Annotated in this window: 21 protein-coding genes and 1 rRNA gene; 13 read left to right on the top strand and 9 right to left on the bottom strand. The window is 71.5% G+C overall.

Annotated features, from left to right (window positions below; translation table 11 throughout):
* Window positions 1–25: 25 nt before the first annotated feature.
* Window positions 26–2,518: a nitrate- and nitrite sensing domain-containing protein gene (locus CLV68_RS28730; RefSeq protein WP_121394098.1), complete on the bottom strand. Its 2,493-nt coding sequence runs from the start codon at window positions 2,516–2,518 to the stop codon at window positions 26–28.
* A 385-nt stretch (window positions 2,519–2,903) separates the two neighbouring features.
* Here CLV68_RS28730 and CLV68_RS28725 point away from each other — a divergent pair, with 385 nt between their 5' ends.
* Together CLV68_RS28725 and CLV68_RS28720 are read left to right on the top strand one after the other, a co-directional pair.
* Window positions 2,904–3,707 (top strand): DNA/RNA non-specific endonuclease, encoded by an 804-nt coding sequence (locus CLV68_RS28725; protein WP_121394096.1) that lies wholly within the window; start codon window positions 2,904–2,906, stop codon window positions 3,705–3,707.
* Window positions 3,708–3,810: 103 nt separating this feature from the next.
* Window positions 3,811–4,626 carry a peptidase M10A gene (locus CLV68_RS28720; protein ID WP_121394094.1) on the top strand — a complete coding sequence of 272 codons (816 nt, stop codon included), beginning with the start codon at window positions 3,811–3,813 and terminating at the stop codon, window positions 4,624–4,626.
* 8 nt (window positions 4,627–4,634) lie between these two features.
* Here the strand turns inward: CLV68_RS28720 and CLV68_RS28715 are convergent, their stop codons facing one another.
* The gene (locus CLV68_RS28715; protein ID WP_121394092.1) at window positions 4,635–5,357 is read right to left on the bottom strand and encodes a response regulator transcription factor; all 723 of its coding nucleotides are present in this window, start codon (window positions 5,355–5,357) and stop codon (window positions 4,635–4,637) included.
* Window positions 5,358–5,577: 220 nt separating this feature from the next.
* Between CLV68_RS28715 and CLV68_RS28710 the strand changes: the two genes are divergently transcribed.
* Entirely contained in the window at window positions 5,578–6,360 is a 783-nt protein-coding gene (locus CLV68_RS28710; protein ID WP_121394090.1) for a peptidase M10A, read from the top strand.
* Window positions 6,361–6,714: 354 nt separating this feature from the next.
* Here the strand turns inward: CLV68_RS28710 and CLV68_RS28700 are convergent, their stop codons facing one another.
* From CLV68_RS28700 to CLV68_RS28680, 5 genes are all read right to left on the bottom strand, one after another.
* The gene (locus CLV68_RS28700; RefSeq protein ID WP_281274710.1) at window positions 6,715–7,089 is read right to left on the bottom strand and encodes a pyridoxamine 5'-phosphate oxidase family protein; all 375 of its coding nucleotides are present in this window, start codon (window positions 7,087–7,089) and stop codon (window positions 6,715–6,717) included.
* Between the two features lie 54 nt (window positions 7,090–7,143).
* Window positions 7,144–8,076, bottom strand: a complete 933-nt coding sequence (locus CLV68_RS28695; protein ID WP_121394314.1) for a sporulation protein — start codon at window positions 8,074–8,076, stop codon at window positions 7,144–7,146.
* 83 nt (window positions 8,077–8,159) lie between these two features.
* Complete coding sequence (locus CLV68_RS28690) at window positions 8,160–8,537, bottom strand: RidA family protein (RefSeq protein WP_092774319.1); 378 nt, start codon at window positions 8,535–8,537, stop codon at window positions 8,160–8,162.
* A gap of 35 nt (window positions 8,538–8,572) precedes the next feature.
* Window positions 8,573–9,325 carry an IclR family transcriptional regulator gene (locus CLV68_RS28685; RefSeq protein ID WP_121394086.1) on the bottom strand — a complete coding sequence of 251 codons (753 nt, stop codon included), beginning with the start codon at window positions 9,323–9,325 and terminating at the stop codon, window positions 8,573–8,575.
* Window positions 9,322–10,311 carry a sugar kinase gene (locus CLV68_RS28680; RefSeq protein WP_281274709.1) on the bottom strand — a complete coding sequence of 330 codons (990 nt, stop codon included), beginning with the start codon at window positions 10,309–10,311 and terminating at the stop codon, window positions 9,322–9,324. Before CLV68_RS28680 ends, CLV68_RS28685 begins: the two co-directional genes overlap by 4 nt.
* A 259-nt stretch (window positions 10,312–10,570) precedes the next feature.
* On the opposite strand from CLV68_RS28680, the gene CLV68_RS28675 reads away from it, so the two are divergent.
* The 4 genes from CLV68_RS28675 to CLV68_RS28660 all read left to right on the top strand — a co-directional run bounded on the left by CLV68_RS28675 (window position 10,571) and on the right by CLV68_RS28660 (window position 16,117).
* Complete coding sequence (locus CLV68_RS28675; RefSeq protein WP_121394084.1) at window positions 10,571–11,875, top strand: amino acid deaminase; 1,305 nt, start codon at window positions 10,571–10,573, stop codon at window positions 11,873–11,875.
* A gap of 1 nt (window position 11,876) precedes the next feature.
* Window positions 11,877–13,478 carry an N-acyl-D-amino-acid deacylase family protein gene (locus CLV68_RS28670; RefSeq protein ID WP_121394083.1) on the top strand — a complete coding sequence of 534 codons (1,602 nt, stop codon included), beginning with the start codon at window positions 11,877–11,879 and terminating at the stop codon, window positions 13,476–13,478.
* 1 nt (window position 13,479) lies between these two features.
* On the top strand, window positions 13,480–14,493 hold the full coding sequence (locus CLV68_RS28665) for a lactonase family protein (protein WP_121394081.1): 1,014 nt from the start codon (window positions 13,480–13,482) through the stop codon (window positions 14,491–14,493).
* Window positions 14,494–14,605: 112 nt separating this feature from the next.
* Window positions 14,606–16,117: a beta-N-acetylhexosaminidase gene (locus CLV68_RS28660; protein WP_121394079.1), complete on the top strand. Its 1,512-nt coding sequence runs from the start codon at window positions 14,606–14,608 to the stop codon at window positions 16,115–16,117.
* A gap of 239 nt (window positions 16,118–16,356) precedes the next feature.
* On the opposite strand, the gene CLV68_RS28655 is transcribed toward CLV68_RS28660, so the two are convergent.
* Window positions 16,357–17,145 (bottom strand): GntR family transcriptional regulator, encoded by a 789-nt coding sequence (locus CLV68_RS28655; RefSeq protein WP_121394077.1) that lies wholly within the window; start codon window positions 17,143–17,145, stop codon window positions 16,357–16,359.
* 183 nt (window positions 17,146–17,328) lie between these two features.
* Between CLV68_RS28655 and CLV68_RS28650 the strand changes: the two genes are divergently transcribed.
* From CLV68_RS28650 to CLV68_RS34835, 6 genes are all read left to right on the top strand, one after another.
* A complete protein-coding gene (locus CLV68_RS28650; protein ID WP_121394075.1) occupies window positions 17,329–18,627 on the top strand; it encodes a sugar ABC transporter substrate-binding protein in 1,299 nt (432 codons plus the stop codon).
* 9 nt (window positions 18,628–18,636) lie between these two features.
* On the top strand, window positions 18,637–19,614 hold the full coding sequence (locus CLV68_RS28645; RefSeq protein WP_092774311.1) for a carbohydrate ABC transporter permease: 978 nt from the start codon (window positions 18,637–18,639) through the stop codon (window positions 19,612–19,614).
* 4 nt (window positions 19,615–19,618) lie between these two features.
* Window positions 19,619–20,452, top strand: a complete 834-nt coding sequence (locus CLV68_RS28640) for a carbohydrate ABC transporter permease (RefSeq protein ID WP_092774310.1) — start codon at window positions 19,619–19,621, stop codon at window positions 20,450–20,452.
* The gene (locus CLV68_RS28635) at window positions 20,452–21,975 is read left to right on the top strand and encodes a glycoside hydrolase family 3 protein (RefSeq protein ID WP_121394073.1); all 1,524 of its coding nucleotides are present in this window, start codon (window positions 20,452–20,454) and stop codon (window positions 21,973–21,975) included. The genes CLV68_RS28640 and CLV68_RS28635 overlap by 1 nt, the downstream gene beginning before the upstream one ends.
* A 149-nt stretch (window positions 21,976–22,124) precedes the next feature.
* On the top strand, window positions 22,125–23,774 hold the full coding sequence (locus CLV68_RS28630; RefSeq protein WP_121394071.1) for a glycosyl hydrolase family 18 protein: 1,650 nt from the start codon (window positions 22,125–22,127) through the stop codon (window positions 23,772–23,774).
* A 146-nt stretch (window positions 23,775–23,920) separates the two neighbouring features.
* A complete protein-coding gene (locus CLV68_RS34835; protein WP_211346800.1) occupies window positions 23,921–24,856 on the top strand; it encodes a GNAT family N-acetyltransferase in 936 nt (311 codons plus the stop codon).
* A gap of 568 nt (window positions 24,857–25,424) precedes the next feature.
* Here the strand turns inward: CLV68_RS34835 and rrf are convergent.
* Window positions 25,425–25,511, bottom strand: a 5S ribosomal RNA gene (rrf, locus tag CLV68_RS28615); the annotation flags it as partial.

Here is a 25,511-nt window from a genome sequence, read left to right as displayed (position 1 = left end):
AACCCCGCCGCCGCACCCGGGGGGTTCACTGCTGTGCTCCATCGGTCCGGCGCGCCTGCTTGGTGCCGCGTTGGAAGGCCGCCATGGTGTCGCGGACCCGTTTCGCGGTCTGCTCGGACTGCTCCGCGGGCTCCGGCTCGCTCTCCCAGTCCGGCACCACGGGCTCGTCGCGCAGCTGCGGGGCGAGGTTCTGCTGGCGCTGCCTGCGCGGCAGCGTCGGCCGATCCCCGCGCCCGGTGGCGTCACCGGCCCCGGACCGCGCGCCGTCGGCGCTGTCCGCTCTCGCACCGTCGCGGTGCCCGTTGTCCGTGTGCGAGTCCCCCACCCCGTTCGCGGCGCCGACGCCCGCGTGGTGGCCGGGCGCCTCCTCGTCGGTCAGCGGCCACAGATCCGCGTGGGCGAGGTCGTCGCCCACCGCGTCGGACCAGAACTTGTCGATGCCCCCGCGCGGCTCCACCAACTCGACCACGGTGTCGCTGTCGACGACGGCGCCGACGCCGCGGTCGAGCGCCTTGCGCGGGCGGGGGCTCGGCGCGTCGGACTCCGGCACGAAGTCCGGGGTCTCGGCGACGATGTCGGCGGGGATGAACACCAGCGCCACGGTGCCGCCGTAGGGCGACTCGCGCAGCTCGACCCGGATCGCGCGGCGCGCGGCCAGCCGGGCGACGACGAACAGGCCGAGGCGGGACTCGCCGCGCAGCGCCATCGCGTCGAACTCCGGCGGGTGCGCCAGCATCTGGTTGTGCTGCTCGCGGTCCTCGGCGGTCATGCCGAGCCCGTGGTCCTCGATCTCGACGACGACACCGCCGGACACCTGGCTGGTGTAGACCTCGACCTGGGAGCGCGGCGGGGAGAACGACGCGGCGTTGTCGACCAGCTCGGCGACCAGGTGGATGGTGTCGGCGACGGCGACGCCGTTGAGCGCCACGTCGGGCACCTGGCGGACCCGGACCCGGACGTACTGCTCGGTCTCGGCGACCGCGGCGCGCAGGATGTCGAGCAGCCGCACCGGTTTGCGCCACTGCCGACCGGGCTGCTCACCGGCCAGGATGATCAGGTTCTCGGCGTTGCGGCGGGCGCGGGTGGCGAGGTGGTCGAGCTGGAACAGCGAGTCGAGGTGCTCGGGGTTCTCCTCCTCGCGCTCCATCTTGTCCAGGATCTTGAGCTGGCGGTGGACCAGGCCCTGGTGGCGGTGCGCGATGCCGAGGAAGACGCGGTTGACGCCCTCGCGGGCCTGGCTCTCCTTCACCGCGGCGGCGATGGCGGTGTACTGGGCGGCGTTGAACGCGTCGGCAACCTGGCCGATCTCGTCGGTGCCGTAGTCCAGCGGCGGCACCTCGGCGCCGACGTCGACCCGGTCGCCCTGGCGGAGCCGGTCGACGATGCTGGGCAGCTTCTCGTGCGCCAGTTGCAGCGAGTCGCTCTTGAGCTGGTCGAGCCGGGTCACCAGGGCCTTGTTGACCAGCCTGCGCGAGATGCGCACGGCGAGCACGATGCCGGTGACCACGGCCAGCAGCGCGATGAGGCTGCCGATGATGACCTCGAAGAACTTGTCGTCCGCGCGTTGCAGGCCCAGTTCGACACCGCCGGTGGCCTGCTCGATGGCGAGCTTGATCAGTTCCTCTGATGCGCTCTGCGTGACGGCCTCCCACTCCCCCGCGCCGATCGGCATGGCGACCTGCTCGGTGCGGCGGTTGCCGCTCTCGGTGGCGCGGGGGGCGGCGCCGATGAGGGCGTTCTCCGCCGCGGTCAGCCGCAGCCACGACTCGGAGCTGGTGAGCCGCTGGTAGTGGGCCTTGACCTCGTCGGTGCCCGCGCTCGCCGAGGTGGCCAGCACGGAGCGGTAGGAGCCGACCAGGTTCGCGAACTCGACGTGCTGGTCGGCGGAGAAGGCACCGGCGGCGAGCGCGGCCGCGCCCTGCGACGAGGCGCGGGACATGCGGTCGGCGGCGCGGAAGATGTCGGTCGCGGTCAGACCGGCCTGCACCACGACCGAGTCGGGCACGATGCGGGCCTGGGTGTCGAACAGCGCGGCACCGGCGTCGAGCACGGTGTTGTAGAAGGTGTAGATCTCGTCGCGGTTGGCCCGGCCGGACTCGACCTGGGCGCGCCGCTGCGGCAGCGGGGCCAGCGCCTGGTTGAGCGCCTGGACCCGGGCGTTGACCTCGGCCGGGGCGTTGGCCGCCAGGCCGTCGAGCGCGACGCGCAACTCGCCGACGACCTTGTCGGTGGTCTGCTGCTGGGTCTTGAGCGCGAGGGTGTCCGGGTTGGCGGTGCTCAGCGCGGTCATGGTGAGCTGGCGCTCGCGCTGCAGCGCGGCGAAGGTGTCGACCGCGGGGATCGAGGCGTCCTTCACGCCGCTGGTCACGGCCTTGAGGTAGATGCCGTCGAAGACGGTGTAGGACGAGAAGACCGCCCACATCACCAGCAGGATGACGCTGGGCACCACCACCACGCCGGTGAGGCGGGACCGGATCGTCGTGGTCGACTTGGCGGGCGACCCGCTGTTCCGCTTCACAGCTCTCCACACTTGTCGGTTTGCCACGCACGCCACCAGGCGGGTTATCGCCCCGGCGAGTGACAGACCCGATCCAGTCAAGATCAATCTAACTCAGCGCCAGCGATCACACGCGGTACGCAAGGGTGAAGCGTACCGGTTCACCCACAAGCGGAAGTGACCGGTCCGTGCGCTGGGATGGCCGGTGGGGTGAACAGCAGGTAGTCGACCCGTACACCGTGTGCTGGGAGCGCTACCGGGTTGTACCAATCCCGCCGCCGACCACTCCCGGTTGCCCGGACGGCCCTGCGGGCACCCTCCCCGGGGGCAGACCCGGCCGCGGCCCTTGCCAACGCGGGGTGATCAACGGCACGGTGTTGCCACCCGCGTGGACCGGAGGCCAAGGATGGGCTACGACCCCGACTTCCTGGACGTGACCCTGCCGGTGCCCGGGCTGGACCCGGCGCTCGACGACGACGCCGTGCGGCTCGAGGGCACGAGCACGGTGGACTACACGCACTTCTCGCTGGCGCTGAGCCGGTCGCGGCGCTTCGCCAGGTGGGTGGCCTGGAACATCGACGGCGGCCGGATGCACAAGCTGGCGCGCACCGGGATCCCGTTCAGCAAGGACCCCAGGCTGCCCGCGCAGGTCCAGGTCGGCGACGAGGTGTACGCGGGCAACCGGCTCGACCGCGGCCACCTGGCCAGGCGGGCCGACCTGCTGTGGGGGTCGCTGTCGGAGGCGAGGGCGGCCAACCGCGACTCGTTCCGGTTCACCAACATCACCCCGCAGGTGGACGACTTCAACCAGAGCGTGCGGCAGGGCCTGTGGGGTCGGCTGGAGGACGCCCTCTACGCCGACGTCGAGGTGGACCGGCTGCGGGTGAGCGTGTTCGGCGGCCCGGTGCTGGGCGCCGACGACCGGGTCTACCGGGGCGTCGCGCTCCCCCGCGAGTTCTGGAAGGTGATCGCGTCCGTGCAGTCCGGCGCGCTCCGGGCGAGCGCGTTCGTGCTGACGCAGAACCTGAACCGGGTGGAGAGCCTGGAGTTCGAGGAGTTCCGGGTGTACCAGGTGGCGGTCGCCGAGCTCGGTGAGCGGGTGGGGCTGCGGTTCGCCCAGGAGCTGACCGCGGCCGACACCGCGCCACCGGTCGCGCAGGACCTCGACCGCGCGCCGCTGGGTTCCCTCGACCAGATCGCCTGGTTCTGACGCGCGGTCACCGCGCACCCGAAACACACCTCCCCGCGTACCCGGCCCGCTCCCCTTTCGGCTGACGCTTGTCACTACAAGCCACAAGCCGAAGGGGCATCCGATGCGACGCAGCAAGACGACCGCAGCACTGGCCACCGTTCTCGCCGCCTGCGCCGTGATGCTCGTCGAGCAGCCGGTCGCCGACGCCGCGGGGGGCGAGGAGCTGTACCTGGTCGCCACCGCCTACACCTTCGACGAGTCCGGCGAGGTCCAGACGGGCACCACCAGCGAGGGTGACGCGAACACCTTCTCGGCGACCAAGGCCACCGCGGACACCTCGTGCACCGACGGCACCTACGCGCTCAAGCCGTGGAAGGTCACCACGCTGAAGTGGCTCTACAACAGCACCGGCGTGCCCGCCGCGATCGCCCCGACCGCGCTGTCGACGATCACCACCGCCTCCGACACCGTGGCCAAGGGCGCCAACCGCTGCGGTCAGCCCGCGAACCTGACCAGCACCTTCACCTACTCGGGGACCACGGCGGTGAAGCCGCAGGTCGCCACGAACGCCACCTGCACCGGCAACGACGGCAAGTCCGTCACCGGCTGGGGCGCGCTGCCCACCAAGGTCTTGGCCTACACCTGCACCTACTACAACGCGCGCGGCGTGGTCGTGGCCTCCGACACCCTCATCGACAACGTGGCCTACACCTGGTTCACCACCAAGCCCGCGAACTGCACCGGCGCCAAGTACGACCTGCAGACCACGCTGACCCACGAGCGGCTGCACACCGCCGGGCTCGCGCACGTCGACCAGGTCAAGAACGCCGCCCAGGTGATGACCCCCGCCAGCTCCGCCTGCGACACCTCCCGCCGACTGCTCGGCGCCGGCGACTACGCGGGCTTGAAGGCCCTCGCGGCGCGCGCCACCCGGTAAGGAAGCACTCACCTCGACGTAACCGGTCGTGCCCGGTTCACCCCTCTTGGCCGATAGCGGTAACCGACGCCGCGCACAGCCGAGAGGGGTGAGCCGTTCCCGGCCCAGCCCAGTTTCCGGCGCAACCGCAGCACGGCGAACTTGACCCGGTCCGGGGCGATGCCGCTCGGGTCGTCCCACACCGAGGCCAGCAGGTCGGCCAGGGTCAGCGCGGCGCCCGGGTTGCGCACCAGCACGTTGAGCAGGCGGAACTCGGTTCCGGTCAGCTCCAGTTCGCGGCCGTGCACGCTGACCAGGCGGGTGCGCGGGTCGACCCGGACCTCGCCGTCGTCGTAGACCTGCGCGCGCTCCCCGGGCGCGCCGCCCGCCCTGCGCAACAGCGCCTCCACCCTGGCCAGCAGCTCGATCGCGGCGAAGGGCTTGGTGAGCACGTCGTCCGCGCCGCCGCGCAGGCCGCGGACCTTGTCGGCGACCCCGCCGTGCGCGGAGAGCAGCAGCACCGGCAGGTCGGCGATGTCGCGGACCCGCTCCAGCACGTCCCAGCCGTCCATCCCGGGCACCGCGACCAGGCCGAGGTCGAGCAGCAGCAGGTGCGGGCGGGTCTGGTGCAGCAGCCGCAACCCGGTGCGACCGTCCCCGGCGCACAGCAGTTCGTGGCCCGCGGCGTCGAACAGCAACCGGAGCACCGCGGGCACTCCCGGGTCGTCGTCCACCACGAGGATCCGCGCCATCGCCGTCGTCCACCCCCCGTCCCACCCCGGGCCGCTGCCTGCCCCAAGACCTCACCGTAAATCGGGACGAACCGGCGCGCACGACTCGGACGTCACCCACAGGGTGTTACTCGGTGCAACCGAATCGCAACCGTCCGCTCAACCGTGTCGCTCCCGGAACTGGGCACCCTACCGTCGTCAGTGACCCACACCACACATGCCGAGTGGAAGGACTATTGTCATGCGCCGCAGCCAGGCCACCGTTGTCGCCGCAGCAGCTCTCGCCGCCGCCGTCGTCTTGGTGCCGGGAGCAGTGCCGGGGCCGACAACGGCCGAGGAGCAGGTCTTCGTCGTGGGACAGGCCATCTACGCAGCAGACGAGGACAACGCGCAGTTCGCGGGAGCCACCGCTCCCACCGAGGACACGGCGTGCACCGACAGCAGTTACGCGATCAAGACCTGGCGCGTGACGGGCACGTACAACTGGTTCTACAACGGCGAGGGCGCTCCACCGGCCGTCGCGAGCACCGCCCTCGCCGCCATCACCGCCTCCGGCGACACCGTCGGCAAGGGCGCGAACCGGTGCGGGCTGGCCACCAGCTTCACCACCGCCTACAAGTACGGCGGCACCTCCACCGCGAAGCCGCAGGTCGCCAGCGACCTCACCTGCACCGGCAACGACGGCAAGAGCGTGACCGGCTGGGGCGCGCTGCCGCCGAAGGTGCTGGCGTACACGTGCACGTTCTTCAACGCCAAGGGCGTGGTGATCGCCTCCGACGCGCTGATCGACAACGTGGTCTACACCTGGTTCACCGCGAAACCCGCCAACTGCGCGGGCCAGCTCTACGACCTCGAGACCACCATGACCCACGAACGCCTCCACACCGCCGGCCTCGCCCACGTCGACCAGGTCCGCAGCGCCTCCCAGACCATGACCCCGTCCAGCGCCCCGTGCGACACCTCCCGCCGCTTGCTCGGCGCGGGCGACTACGCGGGCCTGAAGGCAGCGGGGACGGTCCGGTAGGTCACTCGCGGACGGTGCCGAGGATGCGGTCGACGGCGATCTCGATCACCACGCGCTCAGGGTTGGGACGTGGTGGCGGCCGAGTGCCGCCGGTCGGCGTCGGTGACTACGTCGCGGGGGTGGCGACGTTTGGTCGAGGGCAGGACCTGTGCGAGGGCGGGGCGGCGGGACGAGCCTGCCGCCCCGCACCCAATCAGGACTCTGGACGCGCCCGCCGAGGACTTGGGCATGGGTCCGATCGCGCGATCTGGATCGCGTCGCTGCCCGGAGGTCGTCCGCCTTGGCATCGCGTCGGTGCTTCGCCCTGTCAACGCCGCCAAGCGCCGGAAGGCAGCGCGGCTACGGCGGACCAGGTCACTCGCGGACGGTGCCGAGGATGCGGTCTACGGCGATCTCGATCACCACGCGCTCGGGGTTGGGGCGTGGTTCGCGGTAGCGGGCCGCGTAGCGCCGCTCGGCGTCGGCGACCCGGTCGGGGGTGTCGACCACTGTGGCCACACCCTCCAGGGAGGTCCACCTGCGACCGTCCACCTGGCACACCACGACCCGGCCGGTGGCCAGGGCGTTGCGGACCTTGCGGGTGCCGCGTGAGGTGATCACCCTGGCAACACGGGTATCCGCGTCGTAGGTGACGCCTACCGGGACCACGTGCGGCGTGCCGTCGGGGCGCAGGGTGGTGAGGGTGCACAGGTGGCGTTCGCGCCAGAACTGTTCGAAATCGGGTGACACCCGGGCCACGGTACTCGGCCCGGGTGTCACCCGTACGCACAGAACCAGAGGCGGCTAGTCCTCGTCGCCGCCGAAGAAGTCGCCGATCTCGTCGAAGACCTCGCCGAGGACCATGCCGCCGACGATGCCCGCGGCGGCGCCCGCGACCACGCCGCCGACGCCGGGGCCGCCGTGGTGGCCGCCGTGGAAGCCGTGGCCGCCGTGCGAACCGTGGGACTGGGCGCGGCGGCCGGAGACCTGGGTGAGCCATTCCTCGACGCGGGCGCGCCAGTCGGTGCGCTCGGCGTCGTGGTGGCTGACGTGGAAGCGGCCGTAGACGTCGCCGCCGGAGGTCAACAGGCCCGAGCGGCGGTCGGCCTCCAGGACGATGGCCATGCCCTGGGGTTCGGTGACGAAGGTCAGCTCGACCTGGGTGATGCCCCGCGCCAGGTGCGGCGGCGGGTAGAACTCGATCTCCTGGAAGAACGGCAGCTGCTGGTGCACGCCGTGGATGCGGCCCGCCTCCAGGTCCGCGGTCTTGAAGCGGAACCCGAGCTGCCCGAACGCGCCGAGCACCGCCTCCTGCGAGGGCAGCGGCACGATCTGCACCGGGTCCAGGTCGCCCTTGTCGACGGCCTTGGCGACCGCGAGCTCGGTGCGCAGACCCAGCGCCATGCCGTGCAGGTGGGTGCCGAACACCTCGGTCAGCGGCGCCTCCCACGGCACCGGCAGCTGGAACGGGATCGACCGCTGCTGACCGGCGGGCAGGCTGAACCGGCCCGCGACCACCGCGCGGTCGAACTCCACCGGGGCCACGCTGTCGTCGGACCGCTCGACCCTGGCCACCAGCGACAGCGCGACGTAGTCGATGTCGGAGTCGGCGTCGCCGCCGACCATCCTGACCTCGCCGGTGAGCACACCACCGGGGTGCACGCGGGAGTTCGACAGCACCGTGTCCACGGACGGCCCGCCGACCCCCAGCGCCCGCAGCACCTTCTTGAAGACCATCGTCACCCTTTCCTCGCGGGGAGCTTGCTCACCCCTAGTGACGCACCACGCCCCGCGTGGTTGATCGCCCCCCGTGCCCGATTTCAGTCAAGCACGGCCAGCGCGTCGATCTCCACCAGCAGCCCCTCGGGCAGTCCGACGTAGACCGTGGTCCGCGCCGGGCGCGGGTCGGAGATGAACCTGGCGTAGGTGTCGTTCATCTCGGCGAAGTGCGCGGTGTCGGTGAGGTAGACGCGGAACATGACCACGTCGGCCTCGGTGGCGCCCGCCTCGGCGAGGACGGCGAGGACGTTGCGCATGGTCTGCTCGGTCTGCTCGGCGACGGTCGAGCCGACCACGGCGCCGGTCTCGGGGTGGAAGGCGACCTGGCCCGCCACCTGGACGATGCCGCCCTTGCGCACACCGGGCGAGATCGGCACGTCCGACGGCGCGGAGAACGGGGTCAGCGCGGTCCTGGGCATGGTGATTCCTCTCAGGTCGAACTCGGGTGGACAGGTCAGGTCAGCGCGGCGGTGTGCCCGCAGGCGGCGGACGCCGTCGCGGCCGTGCGCAGCAGGTCGGGTACCAGGGCCAGCAGGCCGTCGTGGTCGAGCAGGACCTTGGGCACCGACACCGACACCGCGGCGATCACCTCGCCGCGCTGCCCGCGCACCGGCGCGGCGACGCAGTGGATGAAGTCCTCGTGCTCGGAGTCGTCGAGTGCGTAGCCCCGCTCGGCGACCACGGCGAGTTCGGCGAGGTAGCCCTCGGCGGTGGTGATCGTGTTGGCGGTCATCGGCACGTAGTCGATGGTGGCGGCGAGCCGTTCGCGGCGGTCCGGCGCCATCGCGGCGACGAGGACCTTGGCGACCGCGGTGCAGTGCAGCGCGGCGCGCTTGCCCACCCGCGAGTACATCCGGACCTGGTGGCGGCTCTCGAACTTGTCGATGTAGACGACCTCGCCGCCCTCGTAGCTGGCCAGGTGCACGGTGTGCCCGGTCAGCTCGTTGAGCTCGCGCAGCGCGGGTTCGGCGGCGCGGCGCACGTCCCTGCTGTCGAGGGAGCGGTTGGCGAGGTCGAACAGCGCGGTGCCCAGCCGGTAGTGGCGGGCGTCGTCGCGTTGGACGAACCGGCGGGACTCCAGGGTGCGCAGCAGCCGCAGCACGGTCGTCTTGTGCACGCCCGCCTGCTCGGCGAGCTGGTCGAGGGTCCGCGGGCCGTCGGCGAGGGCGTCGAGCAGGACGAGGGCGCGGTCGAGGCTCTGGCTCATCGGGCGCGCACCCCGATGCCCGCGCTGGTCCAACTGGTGGCGGCCCAGGTGGCCGGGTCGGCGTCGAGCAGGTCGTCGACCGCGGGCGCCGGGAGCGGGTCGGCGACGTCGTGGTGGGTGCGCAGCGCGGTCGCGGCCCGGATGTGGCCCGCGCGCAGGGCACGGGCCGGCGGTTCGGCGCGCAGGGTGGCGGCGAGGAATCCGGCGGCGAAGGCATCCCCCGCGCCGACCGGTTCGACGACCTCGACGCGCAGCGCGGGCTCGAACACCTCGGGCTGACCGTGGCGCAGCAGGGTCGCCCCGACCGCGCCCTGCTTGACGACCAGCGTGTGCGGCGTGGGCAGCAGTGCGCGGATCTCGGCCGGGGTCGCGGTCCCCCACACCACCTCGGCCTCGTCCGAGCCGACGAGCACGATGTCGGCGCGGTCGGCCAGTTCCCGCAGGACGCCGTGGTCGGTCCCGGCCCAGAGCGCGGGCCGCCAGTTGAGGTCGAACGACACCTGGTGCGCGGTCCTCGGCAGGTCCAGCACCGCGCGCAGCAGGGCGAGGCAGTCCGGTGAGAGCGCGGCGGTGATCCCGCTGGTGTGCACCAGCCGGGCGCCCGCGAGGTCGACCCGGTCCAGTGTGTCCGGACCCATCGCCGACGCGGCCGACCCGCGCCGGTAGTACCGGACCGGGCTGCCCGCGGCGTCGCTCTCCTTGATGTAGAGGCCGGTGGGTCGCGTCGGGTCCACCAACACCCCGGTCACGTCGACCCCCGCGGCGGCGACAGCGGCGACCACGGCGCGGCCGAACGGGTCGTCGCCGACCGCGCTCACCCACGCCGAGCGGACCCCGAGCCCGGCCAGCGTCCGCGCCACGTTCGACTCGGCGCCGCCCACGGTCCTGGTCCAGGTCTCGACCAGGTCGGCGGGCCCCGGCTCGGCTGGGACGAACACGGCCATGGACTCACCGAGGCACACGACCTCCACCCCTGCGTTGTGCACCGAGCCTCCAGCAGCCACGCGACCGGCGCCGTTGTACCGGTACCCGCGAGATGCTACACACTGCGTATCACATGGCGCACTAGCCGTTGCACGGAACGCAATCCACCGTACTAGCGGTGTCCGCGTGGGGTGGGAACCGCCAGAGTGCCTGGTCGGCGGGTGACGCCGCCACCACCGGCGCGGTTGGGTGGGGGTGGTCGGCCCACCGGCCGACCACGAACGGGAGCGCCCAGCGCCCCCACGACTGTGAGGGGGCACGGTGGCTGGTGCCGGGCGCATCGATCGGACCGCGGTGGCCGGGTTGGCCGACGAGCCGCTGGACTGGCGGTTCAAGTCGGTCCCGCACGCGCTGTTCGGGCTGACCGTCGGCCAGGCGGTGGCGCGGCGGCCGGGGCTGTTCCGGGACGGGTTCATCGGGCCCGTGGTCGCGCTGGACAACGACGCGGTGGAGCACAACCTGGCGACGATGGCGGCGTGGTGCGCCGAGCGGGGGCTCGCGCTGGCGCCGCACGGCAAGACCACGATGGCGCCGTCGCTGTTCGCCCGCCAGCTCGACCACGGCGCGTGGGGCATCACCGCGGCCACGGTCGGGCAGCTGCGGGTGTACCGGGCGTTCGGGGTGAGCCGGGTGCTGTTCGCCAACGAGCTGCTCGACCCTGGCGGGCTGGCGTGGCTGGCCGGTGAGCTGGCCGCCGACGAGGAGTTCGAGTTCACCTGCTGGGTGGACTCGGTGCGCGGCGTCGAGCTGATGACCGAGGCGCTGACCGCGGCGGGCCCGGTGGCGCGGCCGGTGCGGGTGCTGGTCGAGGTCGGCATCGCGGGTGGGCGGACCGGGGTCCGCGACCAGTCCACGGCGCGGGCGGTGGCGGAGGCGATCGTGGCCAGCCCGGTGCTGCGGCTGGCGGGGGTCGGCGGCTACGAGGGGCCTGCGGGTCCGGACGCCACCGAGTCGAGCCTGGCCGCGGTGGACGCGTTCCTGGGCAGGCTGCGCGAGACGGTGGCGATGCTGCGCGGGAGGTTCGAGACCGAGCACGTGCTGGTCACCGCGGGCGGCAGCGCGTTCTTCGACCGGGTCGCCGACGCGCTCACCGCGCCGTGGCCCGCCGGGTTACCCGTGCTGCCGGTGCTGCGCAGCGGTGCCTACATCACCCACGACGACGGGTTCTACCGCGACATCTCCCCGCTCGGCGCGCACCCGAGGGTGTCGTCGGTGCCGCCGCTGCGCTCGGCGCTGCGGGCGTGGGCGCAGGTGGTGTCGCGGCCGGAGCCGGGGTTGGCGCTGCTGGCGGTCGGCAAGCGGGACGTGCCCTACGACATCGATCTGCCGGAGCCGCAGGTGCTGCGGACCCCGACCGGGACGCACGGGCTGCACGACGCCAGGGTGACCGCGCTCAACGACCAGCACGGGTTCCTCGCGGTCGGCTCGCACACCAGGATCGCGGTCGGCGACTGGGTCGGGCTCGGGCTCTCGCACCCGTGCACGGTGTTCGACAAGTGGCAACTGGTACCGGTCACGGGAGCCGACGGGGAGACGGTCGTGGACCTTGTCCGTACCTTCTTCTGACATGACCGCACCGGGGATCCTCTTCCGAGGGGCAACAGTCGTAGACGGCACCGGCTCGCCGGGCTACCGGGCCGACGTGCACGTCGCCGCGGGCCGGGTGGCCGCCATCGAGCCGGCAGGCGGGTTGGCGCGCCCCGGGCGGGTGGTCGAGGCGGACGGGCTGGTGCTGGCGCCGGGGTTCATCGACATGCACTCGCACTCGGACCTGCGGCTGCTGGCCGAGCCCGACCACGTGGCCAAGGTGTCGCAGGGGGTGACCCTGGAGGTGCTCGGGCAGGACGGGTTGTCCTACGCCCCGGTCGACGACGACAGCATCGACCTGCTGCGCGCGCAGTTGGCCGGGTGGAACGGCGACCCGCCCGGGTTCGACTGGAACTGGCGCGACGTCGGCTGCTACCTGGGCAGGCTGGACAAGGGGATCGCGGTCAACGCCGCCTACCTGGTCCCGCACGGCACGGTCCGGATCCTGGTGATGGGCTGGGACGACCGGCGGGCGACCCCGGCGGAGCTGGCGCGGATGCGGGAGGTGACCGCGGCCGGGCTGCGCGAGGGCGCGGTCGGGCTGTCGGCCGGGTTGACCTACGCGCCCGGCATGTACGCGGACCTGGCCGAGCTGGAGGCGTTGTGCGAGGTGGTGGCCGCGCACGACGGCTACTTCAGCCCGCACCACCGCAGCTACGGCGCGGGCGCGCTCGCGGCGTACGAGGAGATGGTCGAGCTGAGCCTGCGCACCGGCTGCCCGCTGCACCTGGCGCACGCGACGATGAACTTCCCCGAGAACGAGGGCAGGGCCGGTGACCTGCTGGCGCTGCTGGACGCCGCGGCCGCGCGCGGCGCCGACATCACCCTCGACAGCTACCCGTACCTGGCAGGCGCGACCTACCTGTCGGCGTTGCTGCCGAGCTGGGCAGCCGAGGGCGGGGCGGAGGCCACACTGGCCCGACTGTCCGATGTGGATACCCGGGAGCGGGTCAGGGTCGACATCGAGGTGACCGGGTCCGACGGCTGCCACGGCGTTCCGGTGGACTGGAGCACCATCGAGGTCAACGGGGTCCGGCTCGACGCCAACCGGCACCTGGTCGGCCGCTCGGTCGCCGAGTCGGCCGCCGCGGCCGGGGTCGCGCCGTTCGAGCTGTTCGCCGACACGCTGCTGGCCGAGCGGCTGGGCACCTCGTGCCTGATGCACGTCGGCCACGAGGCCAACGTGCGGGCGATCATGGCCCACCCCGGGCACACCGGCGGCAGCGACGGGCTGCTGGTCGGCGACCGGCCGCACCCCAGGGCCTGGGGCACCTTCCCCCGCTACCTTGGCCACTACGTGCGCGAGGAGGGCGTGCTCGGGCTGGAGGAGTGCGTGGCGCACCTGACCGGCCGGGCCGCGCGCAGGCTCCGGCTGACCGACCGCGGCCTGGTCCGCGTCGGCCACGCCGCCGACTTGGTGCTGTTCGACCCGGCGACGGTCGGCGACACCGCGACCTACACCGAGCCGAGGCAGCGGGCGACCGGCATCGAGCACGTGCTGGTCAACGGCGTGCCGGTGCTCACCGACGGCGAGCCGACCGGCGCGCTGCCCGGCCACTCGATCCGACGGACAGGTGCCTGAGATGACCAGCCCCGAGACCCGGACCGTCTACATCGGAACCCTCGACGGCGACGGGCTCGTCGTGGCGACCGAGGAGGGCGGCGCGTTGACCGTGACCGGCGCGCTGCCCGAGGTGCGCGAGCCGTCCGCGCTGGCCTTCTCCGCCGACCGCTCCACCCTGTACGCGGTGTCGGAGTTGCCCGACGGCGTGGTGACCGCGGTCGACATCTCCGACCCCCAGCGCCCGGCCGTGCTCACCGCGCAGCCCTCCGGCGGCGCGGGCCCGACGCACCTGGACGTCTTCGGCCACCACCTGGTGACCGCGCACTACAGCGACGGCGTGGTCGCCAGCCACCCGATCGACGCCGACGGGTCCCTCGGGCCGCTGGGTGCCGCGCTGCTGCTGGAGGTCCCCGGCAGCGGGGCGGCGCCGCACGCGCACCAGGTGGTGCCGGATCCGACGGGCCGGTGGCTGCTGGCGGTCGCGCTCGGGTTGGACGCGGTGTTCGTGCTGGGCTTCGACCGGGCCACCGGGGCGCTCGCCGAACACTCGCGGATGGACCTGCCAGCCGGGACCGGGCCGCGGCACCTGGTGTTCCACCCCGACGGCACCCGGGTGTTCGTGCTGGGCGAGCTCACCCCGACGGTCACCGCGGCCGACTGGGAGCCGGTGGCGGGGACGCTGACCCGGGGCGGGTCGGTGACCGTCACCGGGCCGGGCGCGCCGGACCCGACCTACCCGGCGGAGATCACCGCCAGCGGTGACGGGCGGTTCCTCTACGTGAGCACGCGCGGTGAGGACGCGGTCGGGGTTTTGCGGATCGGCCCCGGTGCGCCACAATTGGTCCAGACCTCCCCGGCGGGCGGTGCCTGGCCGAGGCACTGCGCGCTCGGACCGGGCGGGACCTGGCTCTACGTGGCCAACCAACGCCCCGGCTCTGTCACCTGGCTGCCGCGTGATCCGGCGACCGGGCGACTCGGCCCGGTCGCGGGCGAGGTCACGGTGCGTGGTGCCTGTTGGGTCGCTTTCGCCTGACCGCGCGGTGCTTGTGCCGCCGCGACGGCGGCCCTACCATCCACTGCATTGCTGCCAGTGAAACGAATGTTGCACACAGCGCAACATCGTAGGTGGAAGGGACGCTGCTCCGATGACCGGCTTCGAGACCCTGCTCCCCCAGCCGGTTTCGGCCCGGCGGGATCCCGGCGCGCTCGTGGTCGACAACCCGGCGGCGCTGCTCGACCCCTCCACAGTGGCGCTCGACCCGGTCGCCGTGCCACTTCCCGGGGGATACCGACTTTCCATAACGTCAACAAGCGTAGACGCGGTCGCGCACGACGCGGCAGGCGCGTTCCACGCCACGCAGACGCTGCGCCAACTGCTCGGGCCGGACGCGTTCCGGGCCGCGGACATCCATGACGGAGCCTGGGAACTGCCCCTCGGTGAGATCGCCGACCACCCGAGGTTCGGCTGGCGCGGCGTGCTGCTGGACGTGGCGCGGCACTTCATGCCCAAGGCCGGGGTGCTGCGCTTCCTGGACCTGATGGCCGCGCACAAGCTCAACGTGCTGCACCTGCACCTGACCGACGACCAGGGCTGGCGGATCGAGGTGCCCGGCTACCCGCGGCTCACCGAGGTCGCCGCGTGGCGGGCGGGCACCTGGGTCGGCAGGCAGCCCGACGGCGACCCCACGCACGACAACCGCCCGCACGGCGGCTTCTACACGACCGCCGACCTGCGCGAGATCGTCGCCTACGCCGCGGCGCGGCACATCACCGTGGTGCCCGAGGTCGACGTCCCCGGGCACAGCCAGGCCGTGATCGCCGCCTACCCGGAACTGGGCGTCACCGGCGAGCAGGTCGAGGTGTGGCACGGCTGGGGCGTCAGCGAGCACGTGCTGAACCCGGCCGAGTCCACCGTGGACTTCTTCCGCGCCGTCCTCGACCACGTCATGGCCGTCTTCGACTCGCCGGTGATCTGCCTGGGCGGCGACGAGGTCCCGACCACGCAGTGGCACGCGAGCACCGCCGTCGGGGCCAGGGTCGCCGAGCTCGGCCTGGACTCCCCCGACGACCTGCACGCCTGGTTCATCCGGGCACTGGCGGGCCACCTCGCCGCGAACGGGCGACGCGTGCTGGGCTGGGACGAGATCCTCGACGCCGGTGACCTGCCGGAAGGCGCGATCGTGGCGTCCTGGCGCGGCGAGGCAGCGGGTGTGCGCGCGGCGGTCTCGGGGCACGATGTGGTCATGTGCCCGGAGCAGCGGGTCTACCTCGACCACCGGCAGTCCGACGACCCCGACGAGCCGATCCCGGTGGGCTTCGTGCGCACCCTGGCCGACGTCCGCGCCTACGAGCCGGTCCCGGCCGAGCTGCCGGAGTCCGCGCACCACCGCGTGCTCGGCGCCCAGGCTCAGCTGTGGTCGGAGTACTTCGACAACGGCAGGCGCGTCGATTACGCTGCCTTCCCCCGCCTCGCGGCGTTCGCGGAGGTGGTCTGGAGTCCACGTGGACCCGTGGACCTCGATGAGTTCGTCGACCGGGTGGCCACCCACCACCTGCCGCGGCTCGACGCACTCGGCGTGGAGTACCGGCCGCCCGCCGGTCCCCTGCCCTGGCAGCGCAGACCGGGCGTGCCCGGCCGTCCCCGCGCGGACCGGTGACCGCCGCCGCGCCGACCCCACCGGCACCCGGCACCCGTTCTCCGAACAGCACCGCAGGCACCACCCGCGAGACCCCGGAGCAGAGCAGGCACCGACAGCGTCACCGACAGCGAGGAGAGCGCACCGGCAGCGTCGAACAGCACCGGCCCGACATCACCGGGCACCGGCCGCGAGCGGTCGGATCCGGTGGTCGGGAAATGCATTCCGGCCCGGCGAACCCGCCGGACCGGAATCGTTGTTCAGCGCTCGACCCTGGCCGCAATGGAATCATCCGACGATTGCGGCGACACCAGCGTCGCAACGAACTTGTAACGGTCACCGCGGTATACCGACCGAACCCATTCCACCGGTCGGCCGTCGGTGTCGAACGAATGCCGGGACAGCAGCAACATGAGCGCACCGGCCTCATTCCCGAGCAGCGCGGCCTCGGCCGGGGTGGCCAGCGCGGTCTCGATGGTCTCCTCCGCGTGGCCCAACTCGACCCCGTAGTGCTGGTAGAGCACGCCGTAGAGCGAGCCGTCGCCGACGTAGCGGTCCAGGCCGGGGAAGCGCGGCAGCGGCAGCCGCGAGGTCTCGATGGCCATCGGCTCGCCGTCGGCCCGCCGCAGCCTGCGCAGCCGCAGCACGTCGTCGCCGGAGCGGATGCCCAGCAGGGCGGCCAGTTCCGGGTCGGCGGCCCCGATCCGCGCGTCGAGCAGCGACGATGTCGGTCTGCGCCCGTGCGAGCGCATGTCCTCGGTGTAGGAGGACAGCTGCAACCGCTGCGTCAGCTTGCCCTCCCCCGCGAAGGTCCCGCTGCCGTGCACCCTGGTCAGCCGCCCCTCGGCGGTCAGCTCGGCCAGCGCCTTGCGCACGGTCGTGCGGGAGACGCCGAACTCGCTGGCCAGGGCGCGTTCACCGGGCAGCGAGCCGCCGGGCGACACCGCGCGCAGCAGCTCGGCCAGGCGCTCCTTGAGCTCCCAGTGCTTCGGCGTTCGAGGCGATTTCTTCCCGTTTTCCACGGCATCGCCAGGCAGGTTCTCACCCATGTTGTTCCTTGCTCGCCCATGCGTCGGCGACCCGTGTCGAGACGGACATCTGATGTCACGTTTAAGCATTTATCTTGACAAGCCGGAGAAGCTCGGACCACTCTAATCGCAATGGTCTAAACCACTCAAGTCCTTCGCTCCTCTCGTGCCGGGAGGAGCAGCGTCCGGAAGGAATGCATCACCGTGAGAAGTTGGTCGAAGGCTTTGGTCGGGGGGTTCGCGGTCGCACTCGCGGTCGCGGGGTGCGCCGGGTCCGGTTCCGGGAACGACAGCGCCGGGCAGACGAGCGCGCCCTCGGGTCCGCGCACGCTGACCGTGTGGCTGATGAACGGGTCGGCTCCCACCACGCTGACCGACGAGCTGCACAAGGAGTTCCAGGCGTCGCACAAGGACGTCACCGTCAAGTACGAGATCCAGCAGTGGAACGGCATCCAGGACAAGCTGACCACCGCGCTGGCCAGCAACGACGCGCCTGACGTCATCGAGATCGGCAACACCCAGGCGCCCAAGTTCGCCAGCGAGAACGTGCTCGAGGACCTGACCGCCAGCACCGGTGACTTCAACGGCGCCAACTGGCTGAGCAGCCTCAAGGACTCCGGCTCGTGGGACGGCAAGCAGTACGCCATCCCGTTCTACGCCGCCAACCGCGAGATCCTGTACCGCAAGGACCTGTTCGAGCAGGCAGGCATCACCGCGCCGCCCACCTCCCGCGAGGAGTGGCTGGCCGCCATCGGCAAGCTGAAGACCAAGTTCGGCAGCGACCCGGAGTTCCAGGCGCTCTACCTGCCCGGCCAGAACTGGTACACCCTGCTGTCGTTCATCTGGGACGAGGGCGGCGACATCGCCAAGAAGGACGGCACCAAGTTCACCGCCGCGCTCGACAGCTCCGAGGCCAAGGCGGGCCTGGAGTTCTACAAGAAGCTGGTCGAGGAGTCGGGCACCAAGGCGCCCAAGGACGCCGACGAGCAGACCCCCGAGCAGGCGGGCATCTACGGCGGCGGCAAGGTCGCCATGTTCGTCGCCCTGCCGTGGGAGCTGGCCACCGCGGCCAAGTCCGACCCGACCATCAAGGACAAGACCGGGGCGTTCCCGATCCCGTCCAAGACCGCGGGCAAGACCGCGCCGGTGTTCCAGGGCGGCTCGAACCTGGCCGTCCCGGCCAACAGCAAGGACAAGGACCTGGCCAAGGAGTACCTGAAGCTGATCTCCAGCGACAAGTACCAGGCCGGTTTCGCCAAGGCGGGCATGATCCCGGGCACCTCCAAGGACGTCAGCGCCCTCGAGGCCGACCCGATCAACGCCGCGATGGCCAAGGCGTCGGCCAACGGCAAGGCCGTCCCGGCCACCCCGGGCTGGGCGACCATCGAGGCCGGGCAGAACCCGATCAAGGACCTGCTCACCGCCTACCTGACCGGTGCCAAGTCGATCGACCAGGCCACCAAGGACGCCAACGACGCGCTGAACAAGGCGTTCTCCAGCTAGCGGGACACGATGACCTCAACCGTGGACACCGCGCGGCCTGCGGGGACCCCCCCGCCGGCCGCGCGGCCCGGCGCGCGGCGCCGGGCCCGACGCCCCCTGTCCGAGACAGCCCTCCCCTACCTGATGCTCGCCCCCGCGGTGCTGCTGATGCTGGCGCTGCTGGCCTGGCCCGCGCTGCAGGTGCTGGCGATCAGCTTCCGCAAGCTCGACCTCGGTGAACTGGTCCGCGGCGAGCTCAAGTGGGTCGGCTTCGACAACTACACCGCGATCCTGACCGACCCGGAGTTCTGGGTCATCGGGCTGCGCACGCTGATGTTCACCGCGGTCGTCGTGCTCACCACCCTGCTGCTCGGCCTGGGCATCGCGGTGCTGATGCGGCACCTGAGCGGGTGGGTGCGCGTCGTGCTGCAGGTCTGCCTGGTGCTGGCCTGGGCCACGCCGATCATCGCGACCACCACGATCTTCCAGTGGATCTTCGACCAGCAGTACGGGATCCTGAACAAGACCCTGGTGCTGATCGGGTTCGACTCGTTCAAGGGCTACTCCTGGTTCACCAGCGGCACCTCGACGCTGGCCGTGATCGGTCTGCTGGTGGTGTGGCAGGCGGTGCCGTTCATCGCCTTCACCCTCTACGCCGGGCTGGTCAACACGCCGAGGGACCTCTACGAGGCCGCCGCGATCGACGGCGCGTCCGGGTGGGCGGCCTTCCGCGCGGTGAGCTGGCCCTCGGTGCGCCCGCTGCTGACCCTGGTCACCTTCCTGTCGGTGCTGTGGGACTTCAAGGTCTTCACCCAGGTCTGGGCCATCCGCCAGGGCGGCCCGGACGGGCAGAGCACGACCCTGCCGGTGCTGCTCTACCTCAGGGGCATCGCGGGCAGCCACTTCGGTGTCGCGGCCGCGGTCGCGGTGCTGATGCTGGTCGTGCTGCTGGCGGTGACCTGGCGGTACATGCGGCTGTTGATCCGCTCACCGGAAACGGAGCTGTAGAGCCATGCTGCACAAGTCGCCCGCCCAGCGCGTGGCACTCGCGGTGTTCGGCCTGGTGCTGGCCGGGTTCTTCCTGTTCCCGACCTACTGGATGTTCACCACCGCGCTCAAGACCCCGGCGCAGATCCTCTCGCCCGCCTACGACCTGATCCCGACGACGGCGACGCTGAAGAACTTCGTCAACGCGATCACCAAGCCGGACTTCGCGACCTTCATCACCAACAGCCTCGTCGTCACCCTCGGCGCGGTCGCCTGCGCCCTGGCGGCGGGGCTGCTGGCCGCGGTGCCGCTGGCGCGGCTGCGCTTCCGCGGCCGCAAGGGCTTCATCCTGCTGGTCCTGATCGCGCAGTTGGCGCCGCTGGAGGCGCTGCTCATCCCGATGTACCTGATCATGCGCGACGCCGACCTGCTCAACTCGCTGTGGGGCCTGCTGCTGGTCTACGTGGCCTTCACGCTGCCGTTCACGGTGTGGACGCTGCGCGGCTTCGTCAAGGGCATCCCGATCGAGCTGGAAGAGGCCGCGATGGTCGACGGCTGTGGACGCTGGGGCGTGTTCACCCGCGTCACGCTGCCGCTGCTTGGCCCCGGCCTGGTCGCCACCTCGGTGTTCAGCTTCATCACCGCGTGGAACGAGTTCCTCTACGCGCTGGTGTTCATGCGTGAGAAGGACAAGCAGACGCTGCCGGTGTGGTTGTCGTCGTTCAAGACCGCGTTCGGCACCGACTGGGGCGGCGTCATGGCCGCCTCGGTGATCTACGCCATCCCCGCGCTGATCTTCTTCCTGCTGGTGCAGCGCAAGCTGGTCTCCGGCTCCACCGCAGGGGCGGTGAAGGGCTGATGGCGCGGTCGGGGCTGCACGCGTTGGCCGAGGCGGTGCTGCTGCCCGGGTTCGCCGGGACGAGCGCGCCGGACTGGGTCCGCGAGCGGATCGCCGGTGGGCTCGGCGGGGTGGTGCTGTTCGGCCGCAACATCGTCGACGACGAGCAGGTCGCCGCGTTGACCGCGCAACTGCGCGGTGAGCGCGACGACGTGGTCATCGGCATCGATGAGGAAGGGGGCGACGTCACCAGGCTCGACGCCGCCACCGGCTCGACGCTGCCGGGACCGCTCGCGCTCGGCGCGGCTGGCGACCTCGGCCTCACCGCCGAGGTCGGCACCGCGCTCGGCGCCCGGCTCGCGGCCTGCGGGGTCACCCTGGACCTCGCGCCGTGCGCGGACCTGACGCTCACCCTGGACGACCCGATCATCGGGGTGCGCGCGTTCGGCGCGGACCCCTACGCGGCGGCCGCGCACGTGGCCGCCTACGTGCGCGGCATGCAGAGCGCCGGTGTCGCCGCCTGCGCCAAGCACTTCCCGGGGCACGGGGCGTCCACTTCGGACTCGCACTTCACGCTGCCGGTGCTGCCCCGCACGCCGGACGAGCTCGACGCGGTGGAGCTCGTGCCGTTCCGGGCCGCCATCGCCGCCGGGGTGCGGTCGGTGATGACCGGGCACCTGGTGGTGCCGCAGTGGGGTCCCGACCCCGCCACGGTCAACCCGACGGCGATCCTGGACGTGCTGCGCGGTCAACTCGGCTTCACCGGGGCCGTGGTCACCGACGCGCTGGAGATGGGCGCGGTAGCCGGGCACCTGGGCAACGCGGCGGGCCTCGCGGACGCCGCCGTGCGGTCGCTGAGGGCCGGTGCGGACGCGCTGTGCATCGGCGGTGAGATCGCCGACGCCGACGCGGTGGCGGCCATCGTGGAGCGCGTCGTGGCCGAGGTGCACGCGGGCACGCTGACCGAGGAGCGCCTGGCGGAGGCCGCCGAGCGCACCAGGTCGCTCGGTGTCGCCCCGCACGGCGGGATCATCGCCCGCGATGGCCTCCCCCGGCGCGACGACGGCGCGCTGGGCATGGCCGTGGCGCGCAAGGCGCTGCGGACCAGCCACCTGCCCGCGCTCTCCCCCGAGCCGCTGGTGGTCGACGTCGAGGTGGAGCCCACCATCGCCGCGGGACACGTCCCGTGGGGTCTTGGTCCACACCTGGTCGAACTGCTGCCCGGCGCGAGGGCGCTGCGGGTCACCGCGGCGCAGCCCGGCGAGCTGTTCGACCTGGCGCGCGGCCGGGAAGTCGTCGTGACCACCCGTGACGCCCACCGCCACCCGGCGGTGGTGGACCTCGTCGCGGGCCTGGTGCGGACGGCGACCGCGGTCGTGCACGTGGAAACCGGCACGTCAGGCCCGGATCTGGGCACGCTGGGCCGGATCGACACCTTCGGCGGCTCGCGGTCGAGCCTGCGCGCCGCGGCGGAGGTGATCAGCGGTTCCTCGGTGTCCGGCCTGGCCAGGAACACCGACCCCACCGGTCTCGCCGACCGGTGACCGCGCGTGGTCACACGCGCACCCAGACGGTCCATTCGACTGGCGGCACTACTCCATTCGAGTGAGACTATTGGTCTAGACCTTGTCCCGAAGAATTGGTCTGGACCACGGTAGACAGTGTTATCCCTGCTCCCTCCCGAGGTGAACAATTGTCCAGGATCAGATGGCACCTGACCGCGGCGGCCATCGCCGCGGCCGCCGTCACGTTCGGAATCGTGGCCGCGCCAGCCAGTGGCGCCGCCTCGCCCACCGCCGAGTTCCAGAAGACGCAGGACTGGGGCTCCGGCTGGACGGGCAAGGTCACCGTGCGCAACGGTGGCAGCTCCGCGCTGAGCAGCTGGGCGGTCGAGTTCGACCTGCCCGCAGGCACTTCCATCCCGTCGGCGTGGGACGCGGCACTGACCAAGACGGGTAACCACTACAAGTTCACGAACCTGTCCTGGAACGGCAACGTCCCGGCCGGTGGTACGGCTTCGTTCGGGTTCAACGGCTCCGGCAGCGGTTCGCCGAGCAACTGCACCCTCAACGGCCAGGCGTGTGGCGGCGGGACCAACCCGACCTCCTCCTCCACGACCACGACCACCACGACGACCACTCGTCCGACGTCCTCCACGACGACGACGACCTCGTCCTCGACGACCACCACGACTTCGTCGTCGACCACGACGACCACCACCACGGGCAACCCGCCCCCCGGTGACAAGCTCGTGGGCTACTTCATCCAGTGGGGCGTCTACGGGCGCAACTTCCACGTGAAGAACGTCGACACCAGTGGTTCCGCGGCGAAGCTGACGCACATCAACTACGCGTTCGGCAACGTCCAGAACGGCCAGTGCACCATCGGTGACGCCTACGCCGACTACGACAAGGCGTACACCGCGGCCGACAGCGTCGACGGTGTCGCCGACAACTGGGACCAGCCGCTGCGGGGCAACTTCAACCAGCTGCGCAAGCTGAAGAAGAAGTACCCGAACCTGAAGGTCCTCTGGTCCTTCGGTGGCTGGACCTGGTCCGGTGGCTTCGGCCAGGCGTCGAAGAACCCGGCCGCGTTCGCGGACTCCTGCTACAAGCTGGTCGAGGACCCCCGTTGGGCCGATGTGTTCGACGGCATCGACATCGACTGGGAGTACCCGAACGCCTGTGGTCTGACCTGCGACACCAGCGGTCCGGACTCCTTCAAGGCGGTCACCCAGGCGCTGCGCACCAAGTTCGGCGCCAACAACCTCATCACCGCGGCCACCTCGGCCGATGGTGCTGACGGCGGCAAGCTCGACGTCGCGGACTACGCGGGCGCGGTCCAGTACCTGGACTGGGTCATGCCGATGACCTACGACTTCTTCGGTGCGTGGGACGCCAAGGGCCCGACCAACCCGCACTCGCCGCTGACCGCGTACCCCGGTATCCCGAAGGACAAGTGGACCACCGAGGGCGCGATCAACAAGTTCAAGTCCAAGGGCATCCCGGCGAGCAAGATCCTGCTGGGCGTGGGCTTCTACGGCCGCGGCTGGACCGGCGTCACGCAGGCCACCCCGGGTGGCACCGCGACCGCCGCCGCTCCGGGCACCTACGAGGCCGGTTTCGAGGACTACAAGGTCCTCAAGACCAAGTGCCCCGCCACCGGCACCATCGGTGGCACGGCCTACGCGTTCTGCGGTGGCAACTGGTGGGGTTACGACACCCCCGCCACTGTCGCGGGCAAGCGCAACTGGGGCAAGGCGCAGGGTCTCGGCGGCTCCTTCTTCTGGGAGCTCTCCGGTGACACCTCCAACGGTGAGCTGATCACCGCGCTGCGCGGCTAGATCTCCGGCTGGGACGGGCCGGATGTGGGCGGCTGCCTGGGTCAACCCCAGGCAGCCGCTCAGCCCGTTCCCCCGCCGGGCACGGCTGCTTTTCCTTTCCACTCGGCGCGCTGCCCACGACGGCAGCGCTCACGCGGAGGTGCCACGTGGACGTGGACGACGGGGACGCGGGACTGGAACTGGTGCACCTGCTGCGCCGGATCACCGGCAGGCTCGACCTGATGGCGGCGGAGTTCGCCGCGGCCAACGGGTTGCACCCCACCGACCTGCGCGCGCTCATCCACCTGCTGGACGCGCGGCGCGAGGAGCTCGCGGCGACACCGGGCTGGCTCAGCGGCAAGCTGGCGCTGAACTCGGCCTCGGTCACCGCCCTGGTCGACCGACTGGTCCGGGCCGGGTACGTCCGGCGGACCAGGGACAACCGCGACCGCAGACGGGTTCTGCTGACCGTGCAGGACGAGGCAATCCGGTTGGGTTGGTCGTTCTACGGTGGCATCATCACCGACATGGTCGACGCGATGCGCGAGTTCGACGGCGCGGAACTGGCGGTCGCCCGCCGCTTCCTCGACCGCATGCACGACGTGGTCCGGGCCGACAAGCCCACCAACCCGGTCGTGCGCCTGGTCCCCCTCGACGAGGCCACCACCGAGCGCCTGCTCAGCGTGGCCGTCCACGAGGCCCGCCCCACCGACGTCATGCCCACCCAGGACGGCGCCGACACCTGGACCCCGGCGACCGAGAACGCCTTCCGCGAGTTCCACCGCTCCCACTTCCACGGCGCCAACGGCACCGTGATGTACGCGGTCGAGTCCGAGGGCAGCCTGACGGGCATGATCCGGATGGCCCGGGTGTCGCAGGACGAGGCCGAGACGGGCATGTGGCTGGGTCGTTCGGCCCGCGGTAAGGGGATCGGGACTGCCGCTTTACGCGCTCTGGTGGCTGAGGCTGCCGCCGCGGGGGTTCGGACGATCGTGGCTGACACGACATCGGGGAACTCGGCGGCGTTGGGGGCGTTGCGGACCTGTGGGGCTACGTTGACCCACCACGGGGATGATGTGCGGGCGGAGTTGCCGATCGGGTGAGGGGTGGGAGTGTCTGCGTGGTCGCGTCCTCGGCATTGGCGGGGGCGCGATTTTCTTTGTGCTGGGGTTGTCCACATGGGGGCCGGCGGTCCACAGGGGGCAGGTTCAGTCTGGGGTTCGTGCTTGGTGGCCCACTAGGCTGGATACGGGGGCTGCTGTGGCGGGTTTGATCTTGAGCTGAGGGGTGTCTGGCTCTCGGTCTCGCCTGCGGCGTCGACGGTGGACGGCTCGCCTTCGGCATTGCGTGGGGGCGCGAGAAAGCGACGAGCTCGATGGGGCGAACTTGTTTTGCGCGGGGCCCCTACGACCTCCTGGGAAGAGCACAAAGGCGGGGCCTGAAGAGACGGCCCTCCCCCGCGCAGCGAGCTTACAGACGCCGCCACCCCACACAAAACAAGTCCACCCCATCGAGCCGGCCTGGCACCAGCGAATCCGAGGAGCGCGGTTCGGCCAACGTCGTAGAGGGGCGCGTGGTTGGCCAACGTTGTTCGGGGCCACAAGGGAGAAAGACTTGGTTGAATACGAGAAAGCCCCCCACCAGATATGGTGGGGGGCTTCTCGAATGATTGTCCGGCGGCGTCCTACTCTCCCACACCCTCACGAGTGCAGTACCATCGGCGCAGGTGGGCTTAGCTTCCGGGTTCGGAATGGGACC

Origin of the sequence: Actinokineospora cianjurensis (assembly GCF_003663795.1) — a bacterium.
Taxonomy (GTDB): Bacteria; Actinomycetota; Actinomycetes; order Mycobacteriales; family Pseudonocardiaceae; genus Actinokineospora; species Actinokineospora terrae.
The sequence above is the reverse complement of the archived record's forward strand: the minus strand, read 5'-3'. Positions and strand labels throughout refer to the sequence as shown.

Coding starts and splice junctions, on each gene's coding strand:
- CLV68_RS28725 (WP_121394096.1), top strand. CDS start 2,904: ATGGGCTACGACCCCGACTTCCTGGACGTGACCCTGCCGGTGCCCGGG.
- CLV68_RS28720 (WP_121394094.1), top strand. CDS start 3,811: ATGCGACGCAGCAAGACGACCGCAGCACTGGCCACCGTTCTCGCCGCC.
- CLV68_RS28715 (WP_121394092.1), bottom strand. CDS start 5,357: ATGGCGCGGATCCTCGTGGTGGACGACGACCCGGGAGTGCCCGCGGTG.
- CLV68_RS28710 (WP_121394090.1), top strand. CDS start 5,578: ATGCGCCGCAGCCAGGCCACCGTTGTCGCCGCAGCAGCTCTCGCCGCC.
- CLV68_RS28695 (WP_121394314.1), bottom strand. CDS start 8,076: ATGGTCTTCAAGAAGGTGCTGCGGGCGCTGGGGGTCGGCGGGCCGTCC.
- CLV68_RS28690 (WP_092774319.1), bottom strand. CDS start 8,537: ATGCCCAGGACCGCGCTGACCCCGTTCTCCGCGCCGTCGGACGTGCCG.
- CLV68_RS28685 (WP_121394086.1), bottom strand. CDS start 9,325: ATGAGCCAGAGCCTCGACCGCGCCCTCGTCCTGCTCGACGCCCTCGCC.
- CLV68_RS28670 (WP_121394083.1), top strand. CDS start 11,877: ATGACCGCACCGGGGATCCTCTTCCGAGGGGCAACAGTCGTAGACGGC.
- CLV68_RS28665 (WP_121394081.1), top strand. CDS start 13,480: ATGACCAGCCCCGAGACCCGGACCGTCTACATCGGAACCCTCGACGGC.
- CLV68_RS28660 (WP_121394079.1), top strand. CDS start 14,606: ATGACCGGCTTCGAGACCCTGCTCCCCCAGCCGGTTTCGGCCCGGCGG.
- CLV68_RS28655 (WP_121394077.1), bottom strand. CDS start 17,145: ATGGGTGAGAACCTGCCTGGCGATGCCGTGGAAAACGGGAAGAAATCG.
- CLV68_RS28645 (WP_092774311.1), top strand. CDS start 18,637: ATGACCTCAACCGTGGACACCGCGCGGCCTGCGGGGACCCCCCCGCCG.
- CLV68_RS28640 (WP_092774310.1), top strand. CDS start 19,619: ATGCTGCACAAGTCGCCCGCCCAGCGCGTGGCACTCGCGGTGTTCGGC.
- CLV68_RS28635 (WP_121394073.1), top strand. CDS start 20,452: ATGGCGCGGTCGGGGCTGCACGCGTTGGCCGAGGCGGTGCTGCTGCCC.